Annotated in this window: 18 protein-coding genes, 1 tRNA gene and 1 riboswitch; of the genes, 8 read left to right on the forward strand and 11 right to left on the reverse strand. The window is 72.4% G+C overall.

Going from position 1 to position 25,637, the window contains the following annotated elements; all coding sequences use genetic code 11:
- Positions 1-99 precede the first annotated feature (99 nt).
- The 4 genes from ACZ7L7_RS36060 to ACZ7L7_RS36075 all read right to left on the reverse strand — a co-directional run bounded on the left by ACZ7L7_RS36060 (position 100) and on the right by ACZ7L7_RS36075 (position 4,215).
- Positions 100-483: a DUF5955 family protein gene (locus tag ACZ7L7_RS36060; RefSeq protein WP_093723637.1), complete on the reverse strand. Its 384-nt coding sequence runs from the start codon at positions 481-483 to the stop codon at positions 100-102.
- Between the two features lie 46 nt (positions 484-529).
- On the reverse strand, positions 530-2,770 hold the full coding sequence (locus tag ACZ7L7_RS36065) for a hypothetical protein (protein ID WP_472077947.1): 2,241 nt from the start codon (positions 2,768-2,770) through the stop codon (positions 530-532).
- A 102-nt stretch (positions 2,771-2,872) separates the two neighbouring features.
- Positions 2,873-3,493, reverse strand: coding sequence for a GTP cyclohydrolase II (locus ACZ7L7_RS36070; RefSeq protein ID WP_285516217.1), 621 nt, complete (start codon positions 3,491-3,493; stop codon positions 2,873-2,875).
- A gap of 200 nt (positions 3,494-3,693) precedes the next feature.
- Entirely contained in the window at positions 3,694-4,215 is a 522-nt protein-coding gene (locus tag ACZ7L7_RS36075; protein ID WP_285516218.1) for a MarR family winged helix-turn-helix transcriptional regulator, read from the reverse strand.
- A gap of 60 nt (positions 4,216-4,275) precedes the next feature.
- Between ACZ7L7_RS36075 and ACZ7L7_RS36080 the strand changes: the two genes are divergently transcribed.
- The 4 genes from ACZ7L7_RS36080 (at position 4,276) to ACZ7L7_RS36095 (ending at position 8,328) form a co-directional block, all read left to right on the forward strand.
- Positions 4,276-5,403 carry a dihydrofolate reductase family protein gene (locus ACZ7L7_RS36080; RefSeq protein ID WP_453606058.1) on the forward strand — a complete coding sequence of 376 codons (1,128 nt, stop codon included), beginning with the start codon at positions 4,276-4,278 and terminating at the stop codon, positions 5,401-5,403.
- A 68-nt stretch (positions 5,404-5,471) separates the two neighbouring features.
- Positions 5,472-6,656, forward strand: a complete 1,185-nt coding sequence (locus ACZ7L7_RS36085) for an alginate lyase family protein (protein WP_285516220.1) — start codon at positions 5,472-5,474, stop codon at positions 6,654-6,656.
- A gap of 107 nt (positions 6,657-6,763) precedes the next feature.
- A tRNA-Met gene (locus ACZ7L7_RS36090) sits at positions 6,764-6,837 on the forward strand.
- A gap of 296 nt (positions 6,838-7,133) precedes the next feature.
- Positions 7,134-7,291, forward strand: a riboswitch (cyclic di-AMP (ydaO/yuaA leader).
- A gap of 11 nt (positions 7,292-7,302) precedes the next feature.
- Complete coding sequence (locus ACZ7L7_RS36095) at positions 7,303-8,328, forward strand: M23 family metallopeptidase (RefSeq protein ID WP_453606055.1); 1,026 nt, start codon at positions 7,303-7,305, stop codon at positions 8,326-8,328.
- A gap of 82 nt (positions 8,329-8,410) precedes the next feature.
- Here ACZ7L7_RS36095 and ACZ7L7_RS36100 read toward each other — a convergent pair whose 3' ends face one another.
- From ACZ7L7_RS36100 to ACZ7L7_RS36115, 4 genes are all read right to left on the reverse strand, one after another.
- Positions 8,411-9,742 (reverse strand): PrsW family intramembrane metalloprotease, encoded by a 1,332-nt coding sequence (locus ACZ7L7_RS36100; protein WP_472077948.1) that lies wholly within the window; start codon positions 9,740-9,742, stop codon positions 8,411-8,413.
- Between the two features lie 52 nt (positions 9,743-9,794).
- A complete protein-coding gene (gene trmB, locus ACZ7L7_RS36105; protein ID WP_471593412.1) occupies positions 9,795-10,652 on the reverse strand; it encodes a tRNA (guanosine(46)-N7)-methyltransferase TrmB in 858 nt (285 codons plus the stop codon).
- Between the two features lie 276 nt (positions 10,653-10,928).
- Positions 10,929-12,143 (reverse strand): L-2-hydroxyglutarate oxidase, encoded by a 1,215-nt coding sequence (lhgO, locus tag ACZ7L7_RS36110; protein ID WP_471593415.1) that lies wholly within the window; start codon positions 12,141-12,143, stop codon positions 10,929-10,931.
- Positions 12,144-12,239: 96 nt separating this feature from the next.
- Positions 12,240-13,664, reverse strand: a complete 1,425-nt coding sequence (locus ACZ7L7_RS36115; RefSeq protein WP_285516223.1) for an MFS transporter — start codon at positions 13,662-13,664, stop codon at positions 12,240-12,242.
- Between the two features lie 716 nt (positions 13,665-14,380).
- Here ACZ7L7_RS36115 and ACZ7L7_RS36120 point away from each other — a divergent pair.
- Positions 14,381-16,474: an asparagine synthase-related protein gene (locus ACZ7L7_RS36120; RefSeq protein WP_472077949.1), complete on the forward strand. Its 2,094-nt coding sequence runs from the start codon at positions 14,381-14,383 to the stop codon at positions 16,472-16,474.
- A gap of 7 nt (positions 16,475-16,481) precedes the next feature.
- Here the strand turns inward: ACZ7L7_RS36120 and ACZ7L7_RS36125 are convergent, their stop codons facing one another.
- Both ACZ7L7_RS36125 and ACZ7L7_RS36130 read right to left on the reverse strand, forming a co-directional pair.
- Positions 16,482-18,473: a sigma-70 family RNA polymerase sigma factor gene (locus ACZ7L7_RS36125; RefSeq protein ID WP_471593413.1), complete on the reverse strand. Its 1,992-nt coding sequence runs from the start codon at positions 18,471-18,473 to the stop codon at positions 16,482-16,484.
- A gap of 299 nt (positions 18,474-18,772) precedes the next feature.
- On the reverse strand, positions 18,773-19,555 hold the full coding sequence (locus ACZ7L7_RS36130) for a TetR/AcrR family transcriptional regulator (protein WP_285516226.1): 783 nt from the start codon (positions 19,553-19,555) through the stop codon (positions 18,773-18,775).
- Between the two features lie 386 nt (positions 19,556-19,941).
- Here ACZ7L7_RS36130 and ACZ7L7_RS36135 point away from each other — a divergent pair, with 386 nt between their 5' ends.
- Complete coding sequence (locus ACZ7L7_RS36135) at positions 19,942-21,321, forward strand: NAD(P)/FAD-dependent oxidoreductase (protein WP_472077950.1); 1,380 nt, start codon at positions 19,942-19,944, stop codon at positions 21,319-21,321.
- A 218-nt stretch (positions 21,322-21,539) separates the two neighbouring features.
- Positions 21,540-23,183 (forward strand): ATP-binding SpoIIE family protein phosphatase, encoded by a 1,644-nt coding sequence (locus ACZ7L7_RS36140; protein ID WP_472077951.1) that lies wholly within the window; start codon positions 21,540-21,542, stop codon positions 23,181-23,183.
- 16 nt (positions 23,184-23,199) lie between these two features.
- On the opposite strand, the gene ACZ7L7_RS36145 is transcribed toward ACZ7L7_RS36140, so the two are convergent.
- Positions 23,200-24,477 (reverse strand): MFS transporter, encoded by a 1,278-nt coding sequence (locus ACZ7L7_RS36145; protein ID WP_471593416.1) that lies wholly within the window; start codon positions 24,475-24,477, stop codon positions 23,200-23,202.
- A gap of 154 nt (positions 24,478-24,631) precedes the next feature.
- On the opposite strand from ACZ7L7_RS36145, the gene ACZ7L7_RS36150 reads away from it, so the two are divergent.
- Positions 24,632-25,183 (forward strand): MarR family winged helix-turn-helix transcriptional regulator, encoded by a 552-nt coding sequence (locus tag ACZ7L7_RS36150; protein ID WP_093725441.1) that lies wholly within the window; start codon positions 24,632-24,634, stop codon positions 25,181-25,183.
- The last annotated feature ends 454 nt before the right edge of the window (positions 25,184-25,637 follow it).

Raw genomic sequence — 25,637 nt, forward strand, 5'->3', positions numbered from 1 at the left:
GAGATCAACAATGATGAGAGGGCATCATCCGTCATCACCCGCGTCTTTGAGCTCGCTGTGGCCGTCCTGTGACAGGAACCGTCCCGTTCGTCCCGTTCGTCACAGAGCGGGCAGTGCCTGCGCCAGCGCCGCCACCGCCGCCGACAGCGCGGTCACCGGCTCGGCGAAGGCCGCGAGGCGGTCCAGCGCGCGCCGGACCACGCCCGGTTCCGGCTCGGGTTCCGTCAGTTCCTCGCGCAGCCGGCGCAGTTCGGCGCGGGGGGTGTCCTGGTCGGGGAGGGCCGCCCGGTGTTCGTCCAGGAGGCGTTCCACCAGGGCCAGTCGGTCGTCGATCACCGTGCGCTGGTCGGCGGTGAGGGACTGGAAGGAGATCGCGCCGGCCGTGGCCCGTGCGCCGGGCCCCACGGCCTGGTTGGCGACCTGGCTCTGACCGCCGAACTGCTGCACGCCGTAGTTCGTCCCCTCGGGGGGCTGCTGGGACATCCGGATCTTCCTCCTCGTGCGGTGCGGGACTCCCCCGGTTGGGGGGCTACTGCGGTGCGGGCGCGGTCGCCGAGGCCGTACCGGTCGTCGCCTGCGCGCCCTGGCCCACCGCCTGGTTGGCCACGACACTCACCCCGCCCGTCTGCAGCACACCGTGGTTGAGGATCGTCTGGGTCTGGGTGCGGAAGTCGGTGGTGTCCACCCCGTGCTCCTCCAGGAAGTCCCGTACGGCGGCCAGCGCGTGCCGGTCCAGCGCCGCGAACGCCCGCTCGGCGTCCACGCGCTGGAAGTGGTCCAGGTACTCCGCGCTCATCGCGTACTCCCGGATGCTCATGCGCGCCCCCCGGTCGAAGGCGGGGTCGGTCTGCGCCGCCGCCCGCTCCCGGCGCTGTCTGCGCGGTGCGCCCCAGTCCCGGAGGGCGTCGCCCAGTACGGCCCGCGGAGCGCCGAACAGGGCCCCGCCACTGCGCCGCAGCGCCGTCAGCAGCACGCCCGCCCGGTGCGCGGGCGTGAGGGCGGAGGGGAGCGTGTCCACGCCGCGCAGGTCGGGCCGGAGCGGGGTGAGGACGTGGCGGTCGCAGTGCAGGTGCAGGGTCCTGCCCACGACCGCGATGTGCAGCAGCTGACTGGGCACCACCGCGCCGCCCCACAGCGGCAGATGCGCGGCCAGGCAGTGCCGCGGGGTGCCCTGCGGGTCCAGGGCGATCGCGCGTACGGCGTCGTCGGAGAGCCGGGTGACCGGGGCCCGGACCGGGGCGGGCAGCAGCAGCCGGTCCCCGGTGAGCCGCGTGCCGCTGACGAACACGCGGTCCTCGACCTCAAGGGCGGCGAGGCTGGGTCCGCCGTCGGCGGGCGGGCGTTGGGCGGCCTCCCGCAGCCGGGCGCGCAGCCGTTCCACCACGTCCCAGGTGTCGAAGCCGGTGAGCGGAGCCCCGGGTTGCGCGGGCAGCAGTGGCAGGGACAGCGCCCACTGCGACTGCTGTACGCCCTGTCCGACGAAGGGGGAGAAGCCGCTGTAGACGGTGACGTTGCCGGACTGCGCCTCGGCCACGGCCCGCACCCCGGCCGCCGACCACGCCTCGGTGACCTCGGGACCGCCCTCGGGGACGAAGTTCTCGCGCCGCAGCGAGTCCCGCAGCCGACGGTCGGTGTCCAGCTCCGCCCGCGCCATGATCCAGTACGCCCAGCCCCCGCCGCCGACCACCGCCAGCAGCGCGGGAACGCCTCCGGCGTAGGAGCCCGCCAGCCAGCTCCACACCCCCGACAGCGGCAGCGCGGAGAGGAACAGGGCGAAGAGGATCCCGGCGAGCAGCACCCCGGCGCCGGTGCCGACGAGCCGGCGCACGGCCGCAGCCGTGTCCACCGGCTCCCGTCCGCGTGCCGTCTGCCGCGGGGGACGGGAGGCACCGGCCAGCGACCTGAGGGCGAAGCTGCCGTAGAGCAGCCACAGGGGGCCGAAGGCGGCGATCAGCAGGTAGACCAGGGCGAGTTGCCGGTCGCGGGCGCGGTGCAGGCGGCGGGCGGCCAGGCTGTGCCGGACCACGGGGACCAGGTCGACGCCGGGGGAGGGGGCGACGGCGCCCAGCTCGTCGCGCAGGACGTCCTCGACGACGCGGCGGGTGAACTCGGGGTCGGTGTAGGCGGCCGCGCACAGATGGCGGGTGGTGTCCCCGGGGGCGGTGTCGCCGACGGCACCGCCGGGGGCCTCGGAGGCGGAGGGCGCCATGGTGCTGCTCCGTTCGCGGATACGGACACGGGACAGGGCGGCCGTGCGGGAGCCGGCCCCGCTGGGCACGGTGAGCAGGCCCAGTGCCAGGCCGAGCAGGACGCCGAAGACGAGGCCGTCCACGACGAAGTTGACGATCACGAAGTTCGTCGGGGAGGCGAAGTAGCTCAGGGACGCCTCGCCGTCGGCCTTGACCGCGGCCCAGGACGCCACGGCCGCGATCAGGGAGAGCAGGACGCCCGAGCCGAACGCGGCCAGCCAGCGCAGCCCGGCCGGTGCCGTGGTCCGGGTCAGCGGCCGGGGCGCGAGGACGACACCGGCGAGCAGGACGAGCAGGGCGGTGTTGCCGGCGAGGTAGAGCGGCTCGGACAGCCCCTGCGAACTCGGTGACAGATCCCAGGTCGGCAGGTAGAGGGAGCGGTGGATCACGTTCTCCAGGGGCGAGTCCGGCTCAAACTCGTACAGCGGTTCCCGCATCCACGGACTGCCCAGCAGCACCAGGCCCGCACCCAGCAGAAGGGTGCTCAGCCCCGCCCGCCCTAACCGTCCTGCGCGCCCCATGGGAACCCCCGAGTAACAGCCGGTCGCTGCACTGTACGGAGTCGAACGGCCGTACGCCAGAGGGGAGTTAAGACTTCCGGAAGCCTGTCCGTTCGCTGTGCGCTAGGCCAACTCGCCCAAGGGAAGGGTGTGTTGGGTCTGGAGGACCTTGGCGCGCAGGTAGCGGACGTTGTGGGCGGTGGTGAAGACACCGGTGGGGACGCGGTCGCGGACCGAGATGCCTAGGGACCGCAACTGGGCCGCCTTGTCGGGGTTGTTGGAGAGCAGGTCGAGCGTGTCGATGCCGAGGGCCCCGAGCATCTGGGCGGCGGCCGTGTAGTCGCGGGCGTCCTCGGGCAGGCCGAGGGCGGCGTTGGCGGCGTAGGTGTCGAGGCCGTCGTCCTGGAGGGCGTAGGCGTCGAGCTTGTTGTAGAGGCCGATGCCGCGGCCCTCCTGGCGCAGGTACAGGAGCACCCCGCCGCGCTCGGCGATCCGCTCGACGGCCTCGCGCAGCTGCGGTCCGCAGTCGCAGCGGGCCGAGCCGAAGACATCGCCGGTCAGGCACTCGGAGTGGAGCCGGACGAGCGGGACGGGTCCGGGCTCGCCGAGGACGACGGCCACGTGCTCCTGGCCGTCGGCCAGCCCGTGGAAGGTGACGAGGTCGGCGTCGACGCTGTAACCGTCCTGGAAGCGCAGCGGTACGCGGACGCGGGAGCGCTGGGTGGCGGCGGGCTGCTCGGACATGCGGGTCTCCGGTCATCCTGGGTTACTGCTCAAAATTTGAAGCAGATCCTGGAGTGCCGACCCTAGCCCATGCTTTAACTTTGAAGCAACAGGGATGTGAGCTGCGTCATTCAGTGCTGTGAAGCAACCGAGGGACGCCCCGCGTCATTCCCCGCCGCGCGGCTGCCGACGGATGCCCCGCGTCACTCCCCGTCGCGCGGCTACTCCGTCTCTCCGGACGCCGACGAACACGGCGACGACCGCCGCAGCCACGGCATGTCGGCCGCCGCCCCGCCCTGCAGCGCCCGCGTCACCGTGCCGAAGATCTCCTCCAGTTGCCCCACCTGCTCGGGGCTGAGGTGGTCGAAGAGAGCGGCCCGGACGGTTTCGACATGGCCCGGCGCCGTCCGCTTCAGTACGGCCATCCCCTCGTCCGTCAGCACCGCGATGCTGCCGCGCTTGTCCGACGGGCAGTCCTCGCGCGCCACCAGCCCGTCCTTCTCCAGCCGGGTCACCGCGTACGTCAGCCTGCTGCGGGTGATCTTCACCAGCTCCGCGAGGTCGGTCATCCGCAGCCGGTGGTCCGGGGCGTCGGAGAGATTGGCGAGGATGGAGTAGTACAGGTGCGGCATGCCGGCGTCATGCTGGAGCTGCCGGTCCAGGACGTCCTCCAGGAGGTGGGCGGCACCGATGTACGCGCGCCAGGCGCGCTGCTCCTCGGGGGAGAGCCAGCGGGTCGTCATGGTCCCAGTGTAGTTTTGCTTAAAACTTGAACCAAGCCCGCCGGTACCGATGGAGCACCGATGCCCTTGCCCTACGTCCTGCTCTCGGCCGCCGTCTCCCTCGACGGCTACCTGGACGACACCGGTCCCGAGCGGCTGCTGCTGTCCAGCCCCGCCGACTTCGACCGGGTCGACGAGGTACGGGCCGGTGTCGACGCCATCCTCGTCGGCGCCGGGACCATCCGCGCCGACAACCCGCGCCTGCTGGTGAACTCCCCCGAGCGGCGCGCGGCCCGCACGGCGGCGGGCAAGCCGGAGTACCCCCTGAAGGTCACCGTCAGCGGCAGCGGCGACCTGGACCCGGCGGCCAAGTTCTGGCACACCGGCGGCGACAAGGTCGTCTATACGACCGACAAGGGCGCGGAGCGGGCCCGGGCCGTGGGCCTCGCGGCCGACGTGGTCGCCCTCGGGGACGACCTGGACTGGCTGCGGCTGCTCGCCGACCTGCACGACCGGGGCGTGGAGCGCCTGATGGTCGAGGGCGGGGGCACGATCCACACCCAGCTCCTCCAGCAGGGCCTCGCCGACGAACTCCAGCTCGTCCTCGCCCCGCTCTTCGTCGGCGACCCGTCCGCGCCCCGCCTCTTCGGCCCCGGCGGCTATCAGCCCGGCCGGCTGCGCCTGGTGGAGACCCGCCGCATCGAGGACGTGGTCCTGATGCGCTACGAGCCCACCGCCCCCGGCACCGGTACCGCTCCGAACGCCGCCGACCGCCACTGGCTGCGCCTGGCCTGCGAACTGGCCGAACTGTGCCCGCCCTCCGAGACGGCCTTCAGCGTGGGAGCGGTGGTGGTCGCCGCCGACGGCACCGAACTCGCCCGCGGCCACTCCCGCGAGGGGGACGACCCCGTGGTCCACGCCGAGGAGGCGGCCCTGGCCAAGCTGGCCCCCGACGACCCCCGCCTGCCCACCGCCACGATCTACAGCAGCCTCGAACCCTGCGCCCACCGCTCCTCCCGCCCCACCCCCTGCGCCGGTCTGATCCTCCGGTCGGGCGTCCGCCGGGTGGTGACGGCCTGGCGGGAACCCGACACCTTCGTGACCGAGGCGGACGGAACGGGCGTGCTGACGTCGGCGGGAGCCGTCGTGGTCGAACTCCCGGAGTACGAGGACCGGGCGAAGGCCCCGAACCGGCACCTGCTGAAGTAACCCGCCCCCAGCTCCGATCGGCCCAACAAACCCTGCGACCCCCCGCCCCGCCGGGACACGCTGCCTGCATGAGGTCTGTACGTGGGCGTGCTGTCGTGTTCGTGGTCGTCGGTCTGCTGCTCAGCGGTTGTGGCGCCGCCGGGAGCGGGAACCGGACGCTGGCGCGGGCGTTGCCGCCGGACGCCGAGTTCACCCACCCCGGGGTGCTGGTCAGCGCCGGGCAGTTGGAGGACATGAGGAAGAACGTCACCGCGGGGAAGGAACCGTGGCTGACGGCGTACCTCGACATGCGGGACAGCAAGTACGGGGCGTACAAGTACCGGGCCGAGCCGTACGAGGACGTGCACTGTCCCGCGGGCGGCAAGGCCGGGCAGGGCTGTGCGCAGGAGCGGGAGGACGCCCTCGCCGCCTACACGCAGGCCCTGCTCTACACCGTCACCGGCAAGAAGCAGCACGCCGAGAAGGCCCGGGAGATCATGGACGCCTGGTCGGCGGAGCTGAAGCGGCACAGCGGGGAGAACGCCGCGCTCCAGGCCGGCTGGACCGGGTCCACCTGGGCGCGGGCCGCCGAGATCGTCCGGTACAGCGAGGGCGCGGGCTGGCCCGCCGACCGCGTACGGCGCTTCGAGTCCATGCTGCGCACCGCCCACCTCCCCGAGGTCGCCAGAAAGGTCCCGGACGTCAACGGCGACCGGGACCTCGTCGCCACCGACGCCGCCATCGGCATCGCCGTCTTCCTCGACGACCACGACACCTTCGACAAGGCCCTGGCCCGCTTCCGTGACCGCGTGCCCGCCTACTTCTACCTCGACAAGGACGGCCGCCTCCCGCTCACCCCGGCCGGCTCCGGCATCACCACCCCGCAGCGGCTCACGTCGTACTGGCACCGGCAGACGACGTTCAAGAGCGGCGTCACCCAGGAGACCTGCCGCGACGTCGAGCACGTCGGCCACGCCGTCGCCGCCACCGCGCACATCGCCGAGACCGCACGCCACCAGGGCGTCGACCTCTACAGCGAGACCGAGGACCGGCTCGCCGCCGCCCTCGACCTGCATGCCGGGCTCCAGAACAGCGGGCGCGCCCCTGCCTGGCTGTGCGGCGGCGAGGTCGAGGGGAAGCTCGGGCCCGTCCTGGAGATCGCGGTCCACCGCGGCATCGGCGGCCCCGCGACGCGGAAGCTCGCCGAGAGGACCCGCCCGGCCGGTACGAACGACCTCTTCGTGGCCTGGGAGACCCTGACCCACGGGGGATGAGGGAGCGGGGTGGGGGCGCAGGTCACCGCCGTGATCGCCGCACTTGTAGGGCCTGAATAAATGCGTGTGCTTCGCATCCCGTGGATGACGTACACTGGTTTCACCGACGCGGGGTGGAGCAGCTCGGTAGCTCGCTGGGCTCATAACCCAGAGGTCGCAGGTTCAAATCCTGTCCCCGCTACTGAAGGCCGAGGGCCGGAATCCGAAAGGGTTCCGGCCCTCGGTGCGTCTGTACCTCCGTGTGCCATTGTCACCACGCGTGATCGGATGGAAGCCCTCCGCATAACAACTGACACACCGTCAGTGGCGGCGCGCCGACTGAGTCCTGGTCAACTCGCCCGATTTGGACCGCTGGTGACCCGAAAGTCCCCGCCGGATTCCGTAATGATCAAGCGGAACAGCTTGGAATCCACACCCCGGGTCTATTAACGTTCGATAACGCAGCGCGGTCGTCCCAGCCGTCACAAGAGTCGGCTCCGTGCGCACGCGCCGAATCCCGCAAGGGAACCGGGGAACCACCACTTGGGGTGAATCGGGCGTAATCCACCGGGCAAATCCGGGCGGATATACGCGCGTAGGAGACCTTCCTGCTCCGAACCCGTCAGCTAACCCGGTAGGCGAGAAGGAAGGAAAGGAGCACGCCCACGTGGCGTCAAACCGGCCTGCCACCACGGCCCCGTTCGTGCCGAGCCAGCGGAGTGACGATGCCTTCGCCTACGGCAGTCACCGCACCGACGAGGGCCCCTGGGAGGAGTGGAACCCCACCGCGGAGTCCATTCGCCCGGTCCGCGGCCGGCACCGCGTCTCCAAGCAGCGCGGCGGTGGACTCGCCCGCAGCTCCACGGTTCTCGGCGTCGGCGTCATAGCCGCCGTCGGCGCGGGCGGCATGGCCAGCGCGCAGTCCGGCAAGCCGCCGGTCGCGATCACCATGCCCGACCTGCCGCTGATCTCCGACGACGCGGCCGACGAGGCCCCCGAGGGCTCCCCGAACGCGCTCAGCACGCTCGGCATGACCGCCGCGGACACCGCCCAGGGCACCGAGGGCGCGGGCGAGGCGCTGCGCAACCGGATCATCGCCCAGGCCGAGCAGCAGCAGGACCAGGTCGACACCAAGGCCGCCCAGGCCGCCGCCGCTGCCGCCGAGAAGGCCGCCGCGGAAGCCGCCGCCAAGGCCGAGAAGGAGGCCGAGGCCAAGGCCAAGGCCGCCAAGGAGAAGGCCGAGGCGGAGGCCGCCAAGAAGGCCGAGGAGGAGCGGCTGGCCAAGCTGGCCAAGGAGTACACGCTCCCGCTGTCCTCCTACACCCTCACCTCGACCTTCGGCCAGGCCGGTTCGATGTGGTCCTCCGGCTACCACACGGGCCTGGACTTCGCCGCCCCCACGGGCACGCTGCTCAAGGCCGTGCACAGCGGCACGATCACCTCGGCGGGCTACGAGGGCTCGTACGGCTACAAGACCGTGCTCACCCTCGACGACGGCACCGAGATCTGGTACGCCCACCAGTCCTCGATCAGCGTCAGCGTCGGCCAGAAGGTCAACACCGGCGACATCATCGGCCGGGTCGGCGCGACCGGCAACGTGACCGGCGCCCACCTCCACATGGAGGTCCACACCGGCGACTCCGGCGGCATCGACCCGCTGTCCTGGCTGCGCAGCAAGGGCCTCACCATCTGATCAGCCCGCTCTTTCGAACCCCGGCGGTCCTGACGACAACCCCCCGACGTCAGGGCTGCCGGTTCCGGCATTCCCGCACCGGCTAACCGCGGTACGGGTTGTAGGCCGGGTACGCCGGATAGGGCTGGTAGGTCGGCTGGGCCGGGTGCCCGTAGACCCCGTACATCGGCCAGGGCGCCGCCACCACCGGGACGGGTGGTGCCGTCGCGCGCGCCGCGTGGTCGAGGGCCGGACGGGCGGCCTCCCGGCGCCGCCACAGCTCCCGCAGCAGCTCCGCCTCCCGTACGACGAAGTCGGCGCCCGCGCGGCCGCGCCGGCCCCGGTGCCTGAGGAACGCGAGGGACGTCGCGTAGGCCTCGTACTGGGCCACCTCCCGTGCCGCCTGCCGTCCGGCGCGCCGGCGGGCGTACTGCCGGGCCAGGCGGCGCGCGCGCATCGAGCCGAGCGCGAAGGGCTCACCCGGGGTGAGCCAGCCGGCGACCACGTAGGCGGGCAGTTCCTCGCGGACGGTGCGCAGTTCGCGCTGGCGGGTCCAGATCACCAGCCAGGTCAGCAGGGCGAAGGCGGGCACCATGATCGCGGCGTAGACGGCGAAGAAGCCGTACGGGCCGAAGGTCGTGGAGCCGTTCCACATCGCGTGCATGCCCATCGCGAGCAGCAGCCCCGACAGCGGCAGCAGGACCCGCCGCCAGCGCTGGCGTTCGCCGGAGAGCGCGGCGATGCCGAAGCCGATGCCGGTGAGCACGGTGAACAGGGGGTGCGCGAAGGGGGACATGACGACGCGCACGAAGAAGGTGGCGGCGGTGACGGAGGCGATGCCGCTGTCGCCGGTGAGCTGGTCGGTGCCGAAGGCGGTACCGAGGTAGAGGATGTTCTCGGTGAACGCGAAGCCGGTCGCGGTGACCCCGGCTATCACCACCCCGTCGACGAGGCCGGTGAACTCTCTTCGCCGGAAGAGGAAGACGAGCAGCAGTGCCGCGGCTTTCGCGGACTCCTCCACGACCGGTGCGATCACGGTCGAGCCGAGGGTGTCCGCGCTGGACGGGTCGGCGGTGGCGGTGGCTATCCACTGGGTCGCGAAACTGTTCGCCACGATGGCTATCAGCGCCGCCGCGCAGGCGCCCCAGGCGAAGGCGAACAGCAGATTCCGCCAGGGGCCGGGTTCGACCCGGTCCAGCCAGCGGAAGGCGGCTATCAGCAGGGGTACGGGCAGGACGGCGAGGCCGAGGCCGACCAGGAAGCCCTCGGTGCCGGTCTGTTCCCGGACCAGGGCGAGGATGACGAGGCCGGAGAGCGCGAGCAGCGTGATCAGCGCGCCGTAGCGCACACAGCTTCTCTGCCACCAGTGCGCATGCCGCAGCGCGCCGCCGGTGGGGTCGGTGGGGTGCGTCGGATACGGGGGAACGGTGGCCACGGCATCGACCCTAACGAGGCAGGGGCGCAGCCCGCAGAGGACAGCGGTGGGCTCAGGCGCCGGTGGGGGGTTCGTCTCGGTGCGGCGCGTCCGGCCGCACAGGCTGCTGTACGCGACGGAAGAGCAGGTCGTTCACGACATGACCCTTGTCCAGTCCCTGGCCCTCGAAACGGGTCAGCGGCCGGAACTCCGGACGCGGCGCAAAACCGCCGTCGGCCTGGGTGTTCTCGAAGTCCGGGTGCGCGGTCAGGACCTCAAGCATCTGCTCGGCGTACGGCTCCCAGTCGGTCGCGCAGTGCAGGAGCGCGCCGGGCCTCATCCTCGGCGCGACGAGGTCGAGGAACTCCGGCTGGATGAGCCGCCGCTTGTGGTGCCGCTTCTTGGGCCAGGGGTCCGGGAAGTAGACGCGCAGGCCGTCGAGGGACTCCGGGGCGAGCATCTCGCGGAGCAGGATGATGGCGTCGCCGTTGGCGACACGGACGTTGTCGAGCCCCAGGTGATCGGCGAGGTTGAGCAGATTCCCCTGCCCGGGCGTGTGCACGTCGACAGCGAGCACATTGGTGCCGGGATCGGCGGCGGCCATCTGCGCGGTGGCCTCACCCATCCCGAACCCGATCTCCAGGACGACGGGCCGGTCGTTGCCGAACAGCTCGGCGAGGTCGATGACGCCGTGCCCGTCGATGTCCAGGCCCCACTTGGGCCACAGCCGCTGCAGCGCAGCCGCCTGTCCGGCGGTCACGCGGCTGCGGCGGGGCTGGAAGCTCCGGATCCGCCGCTCGAAGTGCGACCCCGCCGGATCGGGCTTCGGCCCGTCCGGAAACCGCGGCTCCCCCTTCCCCCGGGTATGCCGAACGGACACCCCGGGCCGGTGGCCGGGGGCGGGGGCTGGGGTGGGGATGGACTCAGACACAGTGGGGTTGATTTTACGTGAGCGCGGGCGGGTGCCCGGGAGGCGTCTCTTCGCCCCCGCCGCCCCTACCCGTCCCGTACCTGGGGGCTACGCCCCCAGATCCCCGATCGGCCCTGAACGGGCCTCGGGGTCCAAGGGGCGAAGCCCCTGGAGCCAGGGGCGCGGGGAACTGCGCGACCAGCCCCCACCCACCCGCACCCGAAGAACCACCCCCTGGGGTCGAAGGGGCGAAGCCCCTTCAGGATGGGACGGGTAAGGGCGGCGGGGGCGAAAAAACTACGCCTCCGCCAGCGCGGACAGCGCCCTGCGCGCCACTTCCCGCCCAATCGGCAGCGACGCCGTCGCCGCAGGCGAAGGTGCGTTCAGGACGTGCACCGCCCGCACCCCCTCCCGTATCAGGAAGTCGTCCACCAGCGTCCCGTCCCGCAGCACGGCCTGCGCCCGCACCCCCGCCCCCGCAGGCACCAGATCCGCCTCGGTCACCGCAGGCAGCAACCGCCGCACCGCACCCGTGAACGCCCCCTTGGACAGCGACCGCCGCAGCTCCCCCGCCCCGTACCGCCAGTGCCGCCGGGCTATCGCCCACGCCCCCGGCCACGCCAACGTCCCCGCCAGCTCACGGGGCCGGACCACGCCCCACCCGTACCCCTCCCGCGCCAGCGCCGGCACCGCGTTGGGCCCGACGTGCACGCCCCCGTCGACCCCCCGGGTCAGATGCACCCCGAGGAACGGAAACGCCGGATCCGGCACCGGATACACCAGCCCCCGCACCAGCGAGCCCCGCGTCAGCGAGTAGTACTCCCCTCGGAACGGCACGATCCGCATCCCCGGCGCATCCCCCGTCAGCCGGGCGACCTCGTCGCAGTACAGCCCGGCACAGTTCACCAGTACCCGCCCGCGCACCACGTCCCCGGCGCGCGTCCGCACCGCGACCCCCAGCGACGCCCGCCGGTCCACGGCCACGGCCTCCGCCCCGTACCGGATCTCCGCCCCCGACGCCTCCCCGAGCCGCCGCGCGACCCCGGCGAAGTCGCAGATCCCGGTCGTCCCGACATGGATCGCCGCCAGCCCCCGCACCTCCGGCTCGTACTCGGCGATCTGCGCGGCCCCCAGCTCCCGCACCGGAATGCCGTTCTCCCGCCCGCGCTGCACCAGCGCGTGCAGCCGGGGCAGCTCCTCCCGCTCGGTGGCGACGATCAGCTTCCCGGTGACGGCGTGATCGATGTCGTACTCGGCGCAGAACTTGACCATCTCGGCGGCGCCGCGCACGGCGTACCGCGCCTTCAGCGACCCGGGCCGGTAGTAGATCCCGCTGTGGATGACGCCGCTGTTGTGCCCGGTCTGGTGCCGGGCGGGCCCGGCCTCCTTCTCCAGCACGGTGACCCGCGTGCCCGGCGCGGCCCGCGTGATCGCATACGCCGTGGACAACCCGACGATCCCGCCCCCGACCACGAGCACGTCACAGTCGTACGCCACCGACCGCACCCGCATCACCTCCCGGCTTCGATAGTGCACTGCGCCACTGACAATGCCCTCAAACCAGGAAGCGCTCGAACACCGGCCCGGCCCCGGAAAGGACCGAAAGGATCACGCGGGCGTCATCAGCAGCGGGCGGGCCCGCTCGCGCAGCTCCACCACGCGCGGCTCGTCGCCGTACGGCTCCAGGCGGTGCAGGAGGTCCTTCACGTACTCCGTGGTGCGCGCCGAGGAGATCCGGCCCGCGACCTCCACCGCCCGCACGCCCTGCTCGCACGCCGCGTCGAGGTTGCCCGACTCCAGCTCGGCGACCGCCGAGACGACCAGCCGCAGCCCGTGGCTGCGCACGAACTCCTCCGTCGGCTTCGACAGCGCCTGCTCCGTGAACCGGCGCACCTGGCGCGGTGCCTTCAGGTCGCGGTAGCACTCGGCGGCGTCCGCGCAGAAGCGGTCGTAGGAGTAGAAGCCGAGCCAGGACGGGTCGTTGTCGCCCTCGCGGGAGCGTTCCAGCCAGCCCTCGGCGGCCTTCAGGGCGGCTCCGGCCGCCTGCGCGTCACCCGCGCGTGCGTGGGCGCGTGCCTCGACGAGCCGGAAGAAGCTCATGGTGCGGGCGGTGGCCAGGCCCCGGTTGCGCTCCAGCGCGGCCTGCGCGAGGTCGACGCCCTCGTCGCCGAAGCCCCGGTAGGTCGCCTGGAGGGACATCGAGGCGAGGACGTATCCGCCCAGCGGGACGTCCGCCGCCGCGCGGGCCAGGCGCAGGGCCTGGATGTAGTAGCGCTGGGCCGCCTCCTGCTGGCCGGTGTCGAAGGCCATCCAGCCCGCGAGACGCGTCAGCTCGGCGCTCGCCCCGAACAGGGCGCGGCCCACTTCGTCGGAGTAGGAGCCGAGCAGCAGCGGCGCGGCCTCCACCCGCAGGCACTCGGGCACCATGGACGAACGCCAGTCGCCGCCTCCGTACTTGGAGTCCCAGCGCCTGGCGTCCTCGGCGGCCTCCCGCAGTTTCTGCACATCGCTGTGGCCGACTTTGACCGGTGCGCCGGAACCCTCGGCCGGGTTCGCCTCACGCGCCACCGAGCTGTCGGCCGGGGTTATCAGCCACCGCGAGGCAGGCGTTGCGTATGCGCTCACTGCGAACGATCCGGCGAGGGACTGCCAGATGCCGCCGGAGCCGGCCCGGCGGCCCGCGAGGTCGAGCCGGTACAGCTCGGTCGCCGACTTCACCGCCTGTCCGACGTCCCTGGGGAAGGCGAGGCCCACCTCGGGTGCGGGATCCGCGTCCGCCAGACCGATCTCGTGGAGCGGCACCGGGCGGCCGAGCTTCTGGCCGATGGCGGCGGCGATGAGGTGCGGCGCCGCACCCTGCGGCACCATCCCCTTCGACACCCAGCGCGCCACCGACGTCTTGTCGTAGCGAAGTGTCAACCCGCGTTGAGCGCCAAGGTCGTTGACGCGACGCGCGAGTCCTGCGTTGCTGATTCCCGCGAGGGCGAGAACGGCGCCGAGTTTTTCGTTCGGCCCGCGTTGCTCCCTGGACATGCGCCACCCCTCGACACAGACGGCTGCCGCGCTGGCATAACCACGCGGCATTCGTAAACCCAGCGTAGTTCGCCGCATCCCAAGCGTTAAGGGGCATTCTTCCGGATGGCGGGATTGTGGTCCGTACTGAAGTGCGGTTCAGGTACGGACGGTTGCGGCGTGCTCCCGCTGTGTGGCTGTGCGCCCGTCCGTGCGCTCTTCTCCGGCCATCGGGGGAGCGATTCCATGGAGCTTGCGTGGGTCGGCCCGCTGTACTGGATCCAGTGGGCTGGGGGACACCGCCGCCTCCATCCCCGCGGGCGGCGGAACGGTCCGGGGGGCGGGTTCCGTCCCCCGGGCTGCGCGCACCCCGAGTGGTGCGCAGGGCATGTACGGAGAGTGGCCAAACCCGGTGCCGTCACGCCGATTTGGCCGAAAATCGACCCTGCCTCTCGTGGGCGATTACCGCTCCCACCACGGAACTTGAGGGCGCGAAGGGTGTTCCTGGGGGAGTGAAACGGGGCGCATTCGCGTCGCCGGGGCCAGGCGATCGCCTTGGCCTGCACGGGTGTTGACGCCGCGCCGGGCGGGCAACCAAGCCACATGGGGGCGCCCGCGGGGGCGCATTCGGCGAATCTCCAGCGGTGCCGCCGCGTCTCCGGCGGGCCTCCTTCATGGCAGCATGGGGAACCGGTTCGTACGGTGCACTGGTTGTCCACAGCCTGTGGAGGCGTCAGATGCGGTGGTTGGTGGGATGGAGCAGCACCGCCGCGGGAGCCGCCGGGATCGGCTCCGCGGGGGCCACCGGGCCCGACGGCGAGACGGTGCACCCGGTTGGGTCCCAACTCCTGTGGGGCGACCCCGATCCGCTGTGGGCGGTCGGCGACTGGCGCCCCGACGAGGTCCGCGTGGTGCAGGCCGACGCCCAGAACCGGATCGCCGTCCTCGGCATCTGCGGGGCCAGCGACGAACAGCTGCGGGTCGGCCTGTTCGCCGCGCGCGGCGGCGCGCTGCGCCATCTGACCGCCTGGCCCGGCAGCTACACGGCCGTCGTCCAGGTCGGCCGCCGGGTCATGGTCTGCGGCGATCTCGCGGGTGCCCGGCCGGTGTTCTACACCCCCTGGGCCGGCGGCACCGCGTACGCGACCGCCGCCCTGCCGCTCGCCGACCTCATCGAGGCCAACCTCGACTTCGGCCACCTGGCCGCCCTGCTCGCCGCCCCCGACGTCCCCGCGGCCCTGGACGACTCCACCCCCTACGAGGGCGTCCGGCGCATCCCGCCGGGCCACGCGCTGATCCTGCGGGCGGGCGCCCGCGAGATCGCCGGGTACGAGCCGGTCGCCTCCCTCGCGGTGGCGGCGCCGCCCGCCGACCCGGACAGCGCGGTGGACGCCGTACGCGACGCGCTGGTGGAGGCGGTACGCGCCCGGCTCTCCGCCCCCCGGCACGTCCCCGACATCGACCCCGGCCCCGTACCGGGCATGGGCCCCGCCGAACGCCGTGCCGCGCGCGGGATGCCCGTCCCCGGCATCGGCGCCGATCTCTCCGGCGGCCCCGCCTCCGGCACCCTCGCCCTGCTCGCCGCCGGCCTGCCCGGCATGCCCGGCACCGTCCTCGGCCACGGCACCGGCGCGGGGGAGCGGCTGCTGGCGGTCACCTTCAACGACCTCGCGGTACGCGGCCGGGAGTCCGAGCTGGAACGGGCGGGCACCCTCGCGGCCAACCCGCGCCTGCACCACGTCGTGGTCACCGGCGGCGAGGAGACCCTCCCGTACGCCGATCTCGACGGCCCGCTCACCGACGAACCCGGGCCCTCCCTGGTGACGGCGGTACGGCACCGGGCCCGGCTCGCCGCGGGCAGCGCCGACCACTTCACCGGCTACGGCGCCCGCCAGGTCCTGGACGCCCATCCGGCGCGCCTGGCCGACCTGCTGATGGACCGCAAGCGGCGCCACCTGGTGCGGCCCGTCGCCGCGCTCGCCAAGGCGGACGGCTCGGTGCTGGTCCCCGCGCGGGTCTACAGCGCGGCGCGCAAGCTGGCCCGCACCCCGTACCGCGCGGGCCTGGAGGCGCTCGCCGAGCGTCTGCTCCACCGCCGGTTCGACGAACCCGGAGGTGCCGTAGGGGCGTCGCTGGCGGCGCTCACCTGGGCCAGACCCGGTCCGGCCGCGCGCTGGCTGACGGGTGAGGCACTGGCTGAAGTATCGGTTCGCCTGCAAGGGGCCACCCACCGCTCCGGGGTGGGCCCGGGACAGCGCCCCGGCGACTACCGCGCGCGTGCGGCGCTCGCCCGGCACGCGTCCGACCTGCGCGTCCTGGAGCAGGCCGCCGAGATCCGCTCCCAGCGCCTGCACGCGCCGTTCCTCGACAACCAGGTCGTCCGCGCCTGCCGTGCGCTCCCCGAGGCCCTGCGCGTCCAGCCCGGCGCCCGCGCGGAGATCCTGCGCACGGTCCTGGAGAGCTCCGGAGTCGCCGACCTCCCGCCCGGCTGGGGCGCCCCGTCCCACGCCCCCGCGGCGCAGGCCGCCCGCACCGGACTGCGGGTCGCGGCGAACGACCTGATGGCCCTCTTCGGCACCCCCCTGCTCGCGCAGGCGGGACTGGTCGAGGCCCGCGTGGTCCGCAAGGCGCTGCGCGCGGCGGCCGAGGGCGAACCCCTCCCGCTGGACGGCCTCGCCGACCTGGTCTCCCTGGAGCTGTGGCTCACCCGCCTGCTGGCCCGCCGCGGCACCTGCTGGACCGGCACCCCGGCACGCGCGCGTGCCGTCCCCGCGGGCATCACCCCTCAGCGCAACGCCCTGGGCGCGGGGGCGGCGGCCAGGCGGGCGTGAGGTCCCTCTAGGAGCAGCTGAACTTCGACTCCGCCCAGTCCGCCAGCAGCAGCTTGTCGAAGTGGCTGTGCGGCTCCACCACCAGCCGTACGGTCTCGCGCCCGGTCAGATCGACCGAGACCGGCACCGCCGGGTCACCGCCCTTGATCATTCCGGACCGCCACAGCCGTACCCCGTCGGCGTACACGGAGAAGTAGAACTTGCCCAGCATCAGGTTCATGTCGTCGACGCCGACCATGGCCCGGTACGTGCTGCACTCCCGGTTGAGGTCGATGGTGACGGAGGACTCGCCATGCACGGTGACGCCGTGGGCGTACCGCGTGCCGCCGACCGAGACGCCGTAGCGCTGCCAGACCCAGCTGCTCTCGCCGATCCGCATCTCGGGCTCGGTGCCGTCGCCGTTGATGTCGTACGACAGCTCGCTCCACTGGTAGTCGGCCGGAGCGGGCGGCGGCGTCGGAGTCGGGGTGGGGGTCGGGGTCGGTGTGGGCCTCGGGGGAGTCGGCTTCGGCGTGGGCGTCGGCTTCTTCGGCGCGGGCTTCGGCGTGGGGGTCGGGCTCGGTTTCGGGGTGGGCGTGGGTGTGGGGGCCGGCTCGGGCGCGACGGCGGGCGGGGCCGGCTGGGGCTGCTTCTTCGGGGGCGTGGGGTGCGGGGACTCCTCGACGACCGGCGCGTGGGAGGTCACCGGCGGCTTGGCGTCCGGCTCGGGGGCCGGGTCCTGGTTCGCGACCAGGGCGAGGGCGACCGCCGCCGCGGCCACCGCGACCACACCGGCGGCGATACCGGCCTTCACCGGCGCGCCGAGCCCTTCCGCGGCAGCGGCGCCGCCGCCGGCCCCGCTGGAGGAGGAACCCCCGGCCGCTGCGGCACCCCCGGCGCCCGCCGAGGAAGAACCGCCCGCCGCGGCGGCGGCGCCCGCCGCGCCCGCGGCTCCCGCTCCGGTGCCGCCCGCGATCAGCGCGGCCGCCTTGGCGTACCCGGCGGCGCCGAACCAGCCGATGACGGCCACCGGGACCACGGCGGGGATACCGCTGGCGACTTCCTTGATCTGGCCCGCGGCCAGCCGGCACTTCGCGCACTCCTCCAGGTGCTTGCGCAGTCCCCGCTCCGCGCGGGTGCGCAGTCCGCCCCGCGCGTAGGCGCCGAGCCGGTCGGCGTACCGGGCGCACTCCTCGTCGCTGGCGAGGGTGGCGCTGACATGGGCCTGGAGGTAGGCCTGCTTGAGCCCTTCGCGGGCGCGGCTGGCCAGCACGCGCGTGCCGTTGGCGTCGAGCCCGAAGAGCGTGGCGACCTCGCTCGGGGACTCGTCCTCGACCTCGGTGTGCCACAGCACGGCCTGCCAGCGCTCCGGCAGCGACCGGAACGCCTGCATGGCCATCGACTGCTCGGCCTCGTGCATCGCGCGCACGTCCGCGCCGAGATCCAGGGTGTCGTCGTCCGGTACGTCGCTGGAACGCGCGGCCTGCGCGGCGAACACCGCGAAGTCGTCGACCAGTTGCTCCCGTTTCGCGGACTTCGTCCAGGTGGCGGCCACCCGGCGGACCGAGGTCAGCAGGTACGCGCGTACGGCGTGCTCGGGCCCCGAACCGCCGCGTACCGCCTGCAGCATCCGCGCGAACACCTCGGCGGTGAGGTCCTCGGCGGTGTGGCCGTCGCGGCAGCAGGTACGGGCGTAGCGGCGGACCGCCTCGGCATGCCTGCGGTACAGCTCCTCGTAGGCCGAGTCGTCGCCGGAGCGCATCCGGCCGATCAAGTCGGCGTCGGACGGCGGCAGATCCCGGGGCGGAGGCAGTACGCCGTCCTCGCGCCGGTCGCGCTGCGCGGGGACGTTGCCCTCCACGGGCTCGCCGCCCTGCGCCGGGATACCGGCCACCAGCGGGGGCTCGCCGCCCTGCGGGACGTCGGCGCGGCCGCCCTGGCTCGGCACATGGGGCGAGGCCGGGGTGTTGTCCTCCGCGTCACCGTCACCGAGTGACTCGTCCCACCCGTCAACGCTCATCGCGGAAAGCCCCCGCCGCCGGCCCAACCTGTCCCGAACACCGGTTCAGAGTGCCATATCGACTTTTGGTCAGCAGCGGTCGAGGGCTCCCTTCCACTCGTCCGAGGGGTTTCGCCGCGAGCCAGTGCGTGCCCTCACTCTTTCGGGGAAGGCACAAGTGACGCCCCCGAAGAGGGCAGTTGGGTGGCTCGCCCGGATTTTCCGGTACGTCCCCGGGAACGCCGGGGCGGGGGCGCCTGCGGCAACCCCCGCCCCGATGTCACCTCTTCGAGCCACCGGTCAACCCGGCGTTGCCCGGATCAGGACGGCCGCGACCGCAGGCCCTCCAGCAGGATGTCCAGCAGCCGTGCCGAGGCCGCCGCCTGCTGCGCCGCGTCCGGCAGCGAGGGCGCCGCCGTCGCGATCACCAGCAGGACGTCCGCCACCGACACATCGGCGCGCAGCTCACCGGCCTCCCGTGCCCGGTCGACCAGCTGGCCCACGACGTCCAGCAGCGCCGCCGCCCCGGCGTCGTCGCTCCCGGAGTTCTCGTCGGCCACCAGCCGCAGCTCGCCCGAGCCCGGCTGGGTCCGCTGCTGCGGCACCCGCGCCTCGTCGAACCCGGCGCCGTCGCCGCGCTCCTCGGCCACCCCGACGCGCAGCACCTGCGGCGGCAGCAGCCGCCCGGCACCCGACGCGACCGAGGTGCGCAGGAAGCGCGAGAGCGCCGACCACGGCTCGTCCTCCTGCCCGAGCGCGGCCCGCGCCTGCTCGGTCAGCCGGGAGGTCTCCTCCTCGGCTATCCGGCGCACCAGGACGTCCTTGCTCGGGAAGCGGCGGTAGACCGTGCCCACGCCGACCCGCGCCCGCCGCGCCACGTCCTCCATCGGCGCGCCGTACCCCAGCTCGCCGAAGACCTCGCGCGCCGCGCGCAGCACGTGCTCCAGATTGCGCTGTGCGTCCACCCGCAACGGCGTCGTCCGCGGGCCTTCCCCACGGCCGTTCCCCGTCGCGCTCATGGCTCCACCCATCGTCTGGCCCATCGCTCCACCACCGGACGCGATGGCGGACGTGGTCGACCAATGAGAGTCCTGAACATGCATAAGTGTTCCCCCGGTAATGACGTCTCCCCCCGGAGACTCTCCCCGCCATTGACAGCAGGAGCGTGGCGGAACATGCCCGGACCCCGAGCCCGCCCGTCGCGAACCCTTTGAGCCCGACGAGCGCATCCCCCTACACCCCGTCGACACACGAACATAGTTGAGAGGGAGTCAATTCAGAAGGGGCACGTTCCGCACGGAGCGCCCCCCGATCGGCGTACGGGCCGCATAAGTCCCGATTGCACCCCCGGCGGCACCCCAGCGCACCCGCGTTGACCTGCGATCCTTCCACAGAGTCCGGTATTTCGGCCAACCCGGCGGCTCGATCACCGCCGGTCACACAATTTGCCGAGCCTGTGGACAAACTCAAGCGCCGGGTGCGTCATGGGATGGTGAAGGAACGTGCGCGCATTCTCGTTGTCGGCGGCGGCTACGTCGGGATGTACACGGCCCTGCGACTCCAGAAAAAGTTGAAACCAGAAATCAAACAGGGAAAAGTCGAGGTCACCGTAGTCACACCCGACTCGTACATGACCTATCAGCCGTTCCTTCCGGAAGCGGCGGCAGGTTCGATCTCACCCCGCCACGTCGTCGTACCCCTGCGCCGCGTCCTCGACGGCTGCCGGGTCGTCGTCGGCGAGGTCCGCTCGATCGACCACGCCAAACGCACCGCCACCTTCACCACCCTCGCCACCGAGGACGAGGGCGCCGGCCGGCAGCAGCTCGCCTACGACGAGCTCGTCCTCGCCCCCGGCTCGGTCTCCCGCACGCTCCCCATCCCCGGCCTCGCCGAGCACGCCATCGGCTTCAAGACGGTCGAAGAGGCCATCGGGCTGCGCAACCACGTCATCGAGCAGATGGACATCGCCTCCTCCACCCGCGACCCCGCCGTCCGCGACGCCGCCCTCACCTTCGTCTTCGTCGGCGGCGGCTACGCGGGCGTCGAAGCCCTCGCCGAACTGGAGGACATGGCGCGCTACGCCTCCCGCTACTACCACAACGTCCGCCCCGAGGACATGAAGTGGATCCTCGTCGAGGCCTCCGACCGCATCCTCCCCGAGGTCGGCGAGGAGATGGGCCGCTACACCGTCTCCCAGCTGCGCCGCCGCAACATCGACGTACGCCTGCACACCCGGCTGGAGTCCTGCGCCGACCGCACCGCCGTCCTCAGCGACGGCGCCCGCTTCCCGACCCGCACCGTGGTGTGGACGGCAGGCGTCAAACCGAACCCCGTGGTCGCCGCCACCGACCTCCCGCTCACCGAACGCGGACGCCTCAAGTGCACCGCCGAGCTGCAGATCGAGGGCACCCCGCACGCGTGGGCCGCGGGCGACGCCGCCGCCGTCCCCGACGTCACCGCCGCGACCCCCGGCACCGAGACCGCCCCCAACGCCCAGCACGCGCTGCGCCAGGCCAAGGTCCTCGCCGAGAACATCGCGCGCTCCCTGCACGGCGAGCCCCTTGAGACGTACTCCCACAAATACGTCGGCTCGGTGGCCTCACTCGGCCTGCACAAGGGCGTCGCGCACGTCTACGGACGCAAGCTGAAGGGCTACCCTGCCTGGTTCATGCACCGCGTCTACCACCTCAGCAGAGTGCCCACCTTCAACCGCAAGGCCCGGGTACTGGCCGAATGGACGCTCTCGGGACTGTTCAAACGGGAGATCGTCTCCCTCGGTTCACTCGAACACCCCCGTGCGGAGTTCGAACTCGCGGCCGGGGGAAAGCCTCCTGTCGACAGCGACAACGACCCAAAGGGGTCGTCCTGACCCGACCCAGGAACTCCTGGAAGGCGGCGGGCGTCTGACGGATGTCGGCGCGGTCCGCCACACTGCCAGACTGACCCCCGGACCCGGACGGGCAGCCAGCCCGCCCACCCGACTCCGCACACGACCGTCCCCACAGTGCTGCATCCCCGGGGATGCCGGCCCCCAGACCCCCACCTGGTCCGAAGCCGGCCGAAGACGACGACACGAGGCAAGGATTCGTGAACTTCACGCGCTGGAGCGCCCGGCTCCCCGGAACGCAGCGCCGCACCGCAGCGCGGACCGACCACGCGGTCCCCGCGGAGCGGCGCGGGGAGAGCGCGGGCGCCGTCCCCGCCGCCCGAGCCGAACAGCTCACCGACGACGCCCCGCCCCTGCCCGCCCTCGACGACCTGCCCGTACGCGAAGTCCTCGACCGCGTACCGGCCCTCGTCGCCCTGGTCCACGGCACCGACCACCGCCTCGCCTACGTCAACGACGCCTACACCACCGCCTTCGGCGCCCGCCTGCTCGGCGAACCGGCCCGCGAGGCCCTGCCCGAACTGCACGAACTGGGCCTGCTCCCGCTCCTGGACCAGGTCCTGCGCAGCGGCAAGCCCCGCACCCTCAAGTCCCGCAAGGCCCCCGACGGCCGCTCCTACACGTTCACCTGCACGCCGGTCGCGGAAGGCGAGAAGGGCGTCCTGGTCTTCGCCACCGACGTCACCGACCACGCCGAGGCCGCCGAACGCCTGCGCGCCAGCGAACGCCGCCAGCGCGAAACCGCCGTCACCCTCCAGAGGTCCCTGCTCCCGCAGGAACTCGAACACCCCGACGACCTGCGCATCGCCGCCACCTACCAGCCAGGCGGCACCGAGGCCGCTGTCGGCGGCGACTGGTACGACGTCATCACCCTCGGCGGCGGCCGCACCGCCCTCGTCATCGGCGACGTCATGGGCCGCGGCGTACGCGCCGCCGCCGTCATGGGCCAACTCCGCACCGCCGTACGCGCCTACGCCCGCCTGGACCTCCCACCGCACGAGGTACTGCAACTGCTGGACGGCCTCGCCACCGAAATCGACGCCAACCAGATCGCCACCTGCGTCTACGCCATCCACGACCCGAACGAGGGACGGCTGGTGTACGCCTCCGCCGGGCACCTGCCCATCCTGGTCCGCGACGAGGGCGGCACCGTCCTGCGCGCCGACGAACCCACCGGACCCCCGCTCGGCACCGGCGGCTGGATCCACTCCTCCGGCTCCATCCCGCTCGGCCCCGGCTCCACCGCCGTCCTCTACACCGACGGCCTGGTCGAACGCCGGGACGAGGACCTCGACGAGGGCATCGCCTCCCTGGAGCGCGCCCTCGCCGGCGCCACCGGCACCCCTCAGGTCGTCTGCGACCGCCTGGTCCGCTCGGCCGGCGTCACCGCCGACCACGACGACGACGTCGCCGTCCTCGTCCTCCAGCACCCGGCCCGCACCGGCCCCGACGCCGACCTGTTCCGCAACGCCGCACTCGAACTACTCGGCGGCGTGGAAGCCGCCCCACGCGCGCGTGCCTTCGCCTCCGGCGTCCTCACCAGCTGGCGCTTCCCGGCCGACCTGCACGACCTGGGCGTCCTGGCCGCCAGCGAACTCGTCGCCAACAGCCTCCAGCACGGCACCCCGCCCATGCGGCTACGGCTGCGCCGCACCGACCGCCGCCTGATCGTCGAGGTCACCGACGGCGACGACCACCTGCCGCGCCGCCGCCGCGCCGAACCGGCCGACGAATCCGGCCGGGGCATCGCCATCGTCGCGACCATCGCCTCCAGCTGGGGCTCCCGCAGAACCCCGGGCGGCGGCAAGGCCGTGTGGTGCGAGTTCGTCCTCCCTCGCACCTGACACCCGGAGCCCCGGCTCAGGCGTGCGCCGGAGCCGACTCCGCCTGAGCCGTACCGCCCGAGGCCACCACCCGGCTCCGCGCCAGCGCCGGGTGGTCCTGCGCCAACGTGAGCGACCGCCCCATACGCAGGGCGAGCACGGTGATGCCCAGCGAGAACAGCAGGAACGTCACGATGTACGGGCCGTGCAGCGCGGCACCCAAGGGCCCGCCGATCGCCGGACCCACCGCCAGCGCCAACTGCTTGACCAGGGCGAAGGCCGAGTTGTACTGACCGGCCATGCCCGCCGGAGCCAGATCCGCCACCAGCGGCGCCACCGTCGGCGACAGCAGCGCCTCACCCAGCCCGAACAGGGCATACGTCGAAACGAAGGCCGCCGTCGCCATCTCCTGGCTGACGCTGCCCAGACCCGCGTACCCGGCCGCCAGCCAGGCCACCGCCCAGATCAGCCCCGCCGCGGCGATGACCCGGGTCCGCCGCCGGCGCTCCACGAACCGCAGCACCACGAACTGCGCCACCACGATCATCAGCGTGTTGGCGGCCAGCGCCGTCCCGAGCGCCGAGGTCGAGATCCCGGCCGCCTCCACGCCGTACGCGGGAAGCCCCGACTCGAACTGCCCGTAGCAGGCGAAGAACAGGATGAAGCCCAGCACCGAGAGCTGCACCATCGCCCGGTTCTTCAGCAGCTGCTTCCAGCTCCCCTTCGCCGACGCCGTCGGCGCGTCCGCCATCCGCGGCGACCGCGGCATCCGCACCGTCGCCATCACCACGACCAGCAGCAGGAACATCGCCGCCTCGATCGCGAAGAGCAGCGTGAAGGAGGAGGCCCGGGTCGTGTCGACGAGATGACCGCCGATGAGCCCGCCCACACCGAGACCGAGGTTCTGCAGGAAGAACTGCATGGCGAACGCCCGCGACCGGGTCTCCGCCGTGGAGCAGTCCACGATCATCGTCGCGAGCGCCGGCTGCATCACGGCCTGCCCCGCGCCCAGCGCCGCCGACGACAGCAGTACGGCGGTGGCGTTCCCGGCCAGCCCCAGGCTCAGCGCGCCCAGCGCGGCGGTGACCAGAGCGGCGAGCAGCACCGGAAGCGGGCCACGCCGGACGATGGCCCGCCCGGCGAACGGCAGCACGGCCAGCGCGGCCACGGCGAAGACGGCGAGCACAAGACCCGCCGTCATAGCCCCCAGCCCACGTACCTGCGCCACATAGACGTACAGATACGGAACCGTGAAGCCCAGCCCGAACGCGCTGAGTGCGTTGCCCACGTGGATCCGGCGCATCGCTGCGCCCATTGCCCTGGTCACGTTCACCCTCTCAAGTAGTCGACGCCTGAAGGAGTTTGAACCTGTAGTGGTTACCCCTGAAGACTTCAAAGCTAAAATTCGAAGCTAAAGACTACATCTGGAAGAACTTCAACGCCAACTCGCCCCGTGCGATACTTCGGCCATGGGCGACCACTCCGGCATCAGCGGCGAGCCGACACTCGAAGAACAGATCGCCGCCTACCAGCGCGAGTTCCAGGACCTCGACCCCCAGGTCGAGAAGATCGTCTCCGCGCTGTCCCGGCTGAACCGCCGGATGAACGTCGCCTACAGCCGCCAGACCGCCACGCTCGGCATCAGCAGCACCGAGTGGGAGGTCCTCAAGGCCCTCGTCCTCTCCGGCGCCCCCTACCGACTGGGCCCGAGCGAGCTGGCCAAGCGGCTCGGCCTCACCCCGGCCGCGATGACCCACCGGATCGACCGCATGGTCGCCGAGGGCCTGGTCACCCGGGAGCGCGACGAGACCAACCGGGTCCGGGTGATCGTCGAGCTCACCCAGGAGGGCCGGGAGAAGTGGCTGGAGGCCATGCGCCTCGCCTCGGTCTTCGAGGAGGAGCTCCTCCAGGACCTCTCTCCCGAGGAGCGCACGGCCCTGGGTGAGGTCCTCACCCGCCTGCTCCGCCGCGTCGAGCACGCTCAGCCGGACGCCGGCGGCCGGCTCTCGGACCTCGATTAAAGATCTTGACAGGCGGTGCTTGACACCCCCCTGCCCGATGCGTAGAGTTCTTCGGGTTGCCGCGGGGACGTAACGGTTCTTCGACAACACCTCCGCCGCTTCAGCGGCACCTCAAACCACCAGCACGATCTCCCAGCCGGGGTGAATTCGGCGTGCCCGAATTCAATTCGAATGGGGCTCGGCAGCCCGATTAGGCGCTGCCGGGGGAATCCGCTAAGGTTTGAGACGTCGGAACGGCTCAACGGCCGCGAGGACAAGCCCGGTTGACTGGGCGTCAGACGCCGAAAGGATCTGATACAGTCGACACCGCCGGAAAGGGAAACGCGAAAGCGGGAACCTGGAAAGCACCGAGGAAATCAGATCGGAAAGATCTGATAGAGTCGGAAACGCAAGACCGAAGGGAAGCGCCCGGAGGAAAGCCCGAGAGGGTGAGTACAAAGGAAGCGTCCGTTCC

This window comes from Streptomyces sp. NPDC110618 (assembly GCF_055657065.1).

Excerpts from the sequence above, each read along its gene's own strand:
- ACZ7L7_RS36060 (WP_093723637.1), bottom strand. The coding sequence starts at position 483 with ATGTCCCAGCAGCCCCCCGAGGGGACGAACTACGGCGTGCAGCAGTTC.
- ACZ7L7_RS36065 (WP_472077947.1), bottom strand. The coding sequence starts at position 2,770 with ATGGGGCGCGCAGGACGGTTAGGGCGGGCGGGGCTGAGCACCCTTCTG.
- ACZ7L7_RS36070 (WP_285516217.1), bottom strand. The coding sequence starts at position 3,493 with ATGTCCGAGCAGCCCGCCGCCACCCAGCGCTCCCGCGTCCGCGTACCG.
- ACZ7L7_RS36075 (WP_285516218.1), bottom strand. The coding sequence starts at position 4,215 with ATGACGACCCGCTGGCTCTCCCCCGAGGAGCAGCGCGCCTGGCGCGCG.
- ACZ7L7_RS36080 (WP_453606058.1), top strand. The coding sequence starts at position 4,276 with ATGCCCTTGCCCTACGTCCTGCTCTCGGCCGCCGTCTCCCTCGACGGC.
- ACZ7L7_RS36085 (WP_285516220.1), top strand. The coding sequence starts at position 5,472 with ATGAGGTCTGTACGTGGGCGTGCTGTCGTGTTCGTGGTCGTCGGTCTG.
- lhgO (WP_471593415.1), bottom strand. The coding sequence starts at position 12,143 with ATGCGGGTGCGGTCGGTGGCGTACGACTGTGACGTGCTCGTGGTCGGG.
- ACZ7L7_RS36115 (WP_285516223.1), bottom strand. The coding sequence starts at position 13,664 with ATGTCCAGGGAGCAACGCGGGCCGAACGAAAAACTCGGCGCCGTTCTC.
- ACZ7L7_RS36120 (WP_472077949.1), top strand. The coding sequence starts at position 14,381 with ATGCGGTGGTTGGTGGGATGGAGCAGCACCGCCGCGGGAGCCGCCGGG.
- ACZ7L7_RS36125 (WP_471593413.1), bottom strand. The coding sequence starts at position 18,473 with ATGAGCGTTGACGGGTGGGACGAGTCACTCGGTGACGGTGACGCGGAG.
- ACZ7L7_RS36130 (WP_285516226.1), bottom strand. The coding sequence starts at position 19,555 with ATGCATGTTCAGGACTCTCATTGGTCGACCACGTCCGCCATCGCGTCC.
- ACZ7L7_RS36135 (WP_472077950.1), top strand. The coding sequence starts at position 19,942 with ATGGTGAAGGAACGTGCGCGCATTCTCGTTGTCGGCGGCGGCTACGTC.
- ACZ7L7_RS36145 (WP_471593416.1), bottom strand. The coding sequence starts at position 24,477 with ATGGGCGCAGCGATGCGCCGGATCCACGTGGGCAACGCACTCAGCGCG.
- ACZ7L7_RS36150 (WP_093725441.1), top strand. The coding sequence starts at position 24,632 with ATGGGCGACCACTCCGGCATCAGCGGCGAGCCGACACTCGAAGAACAG.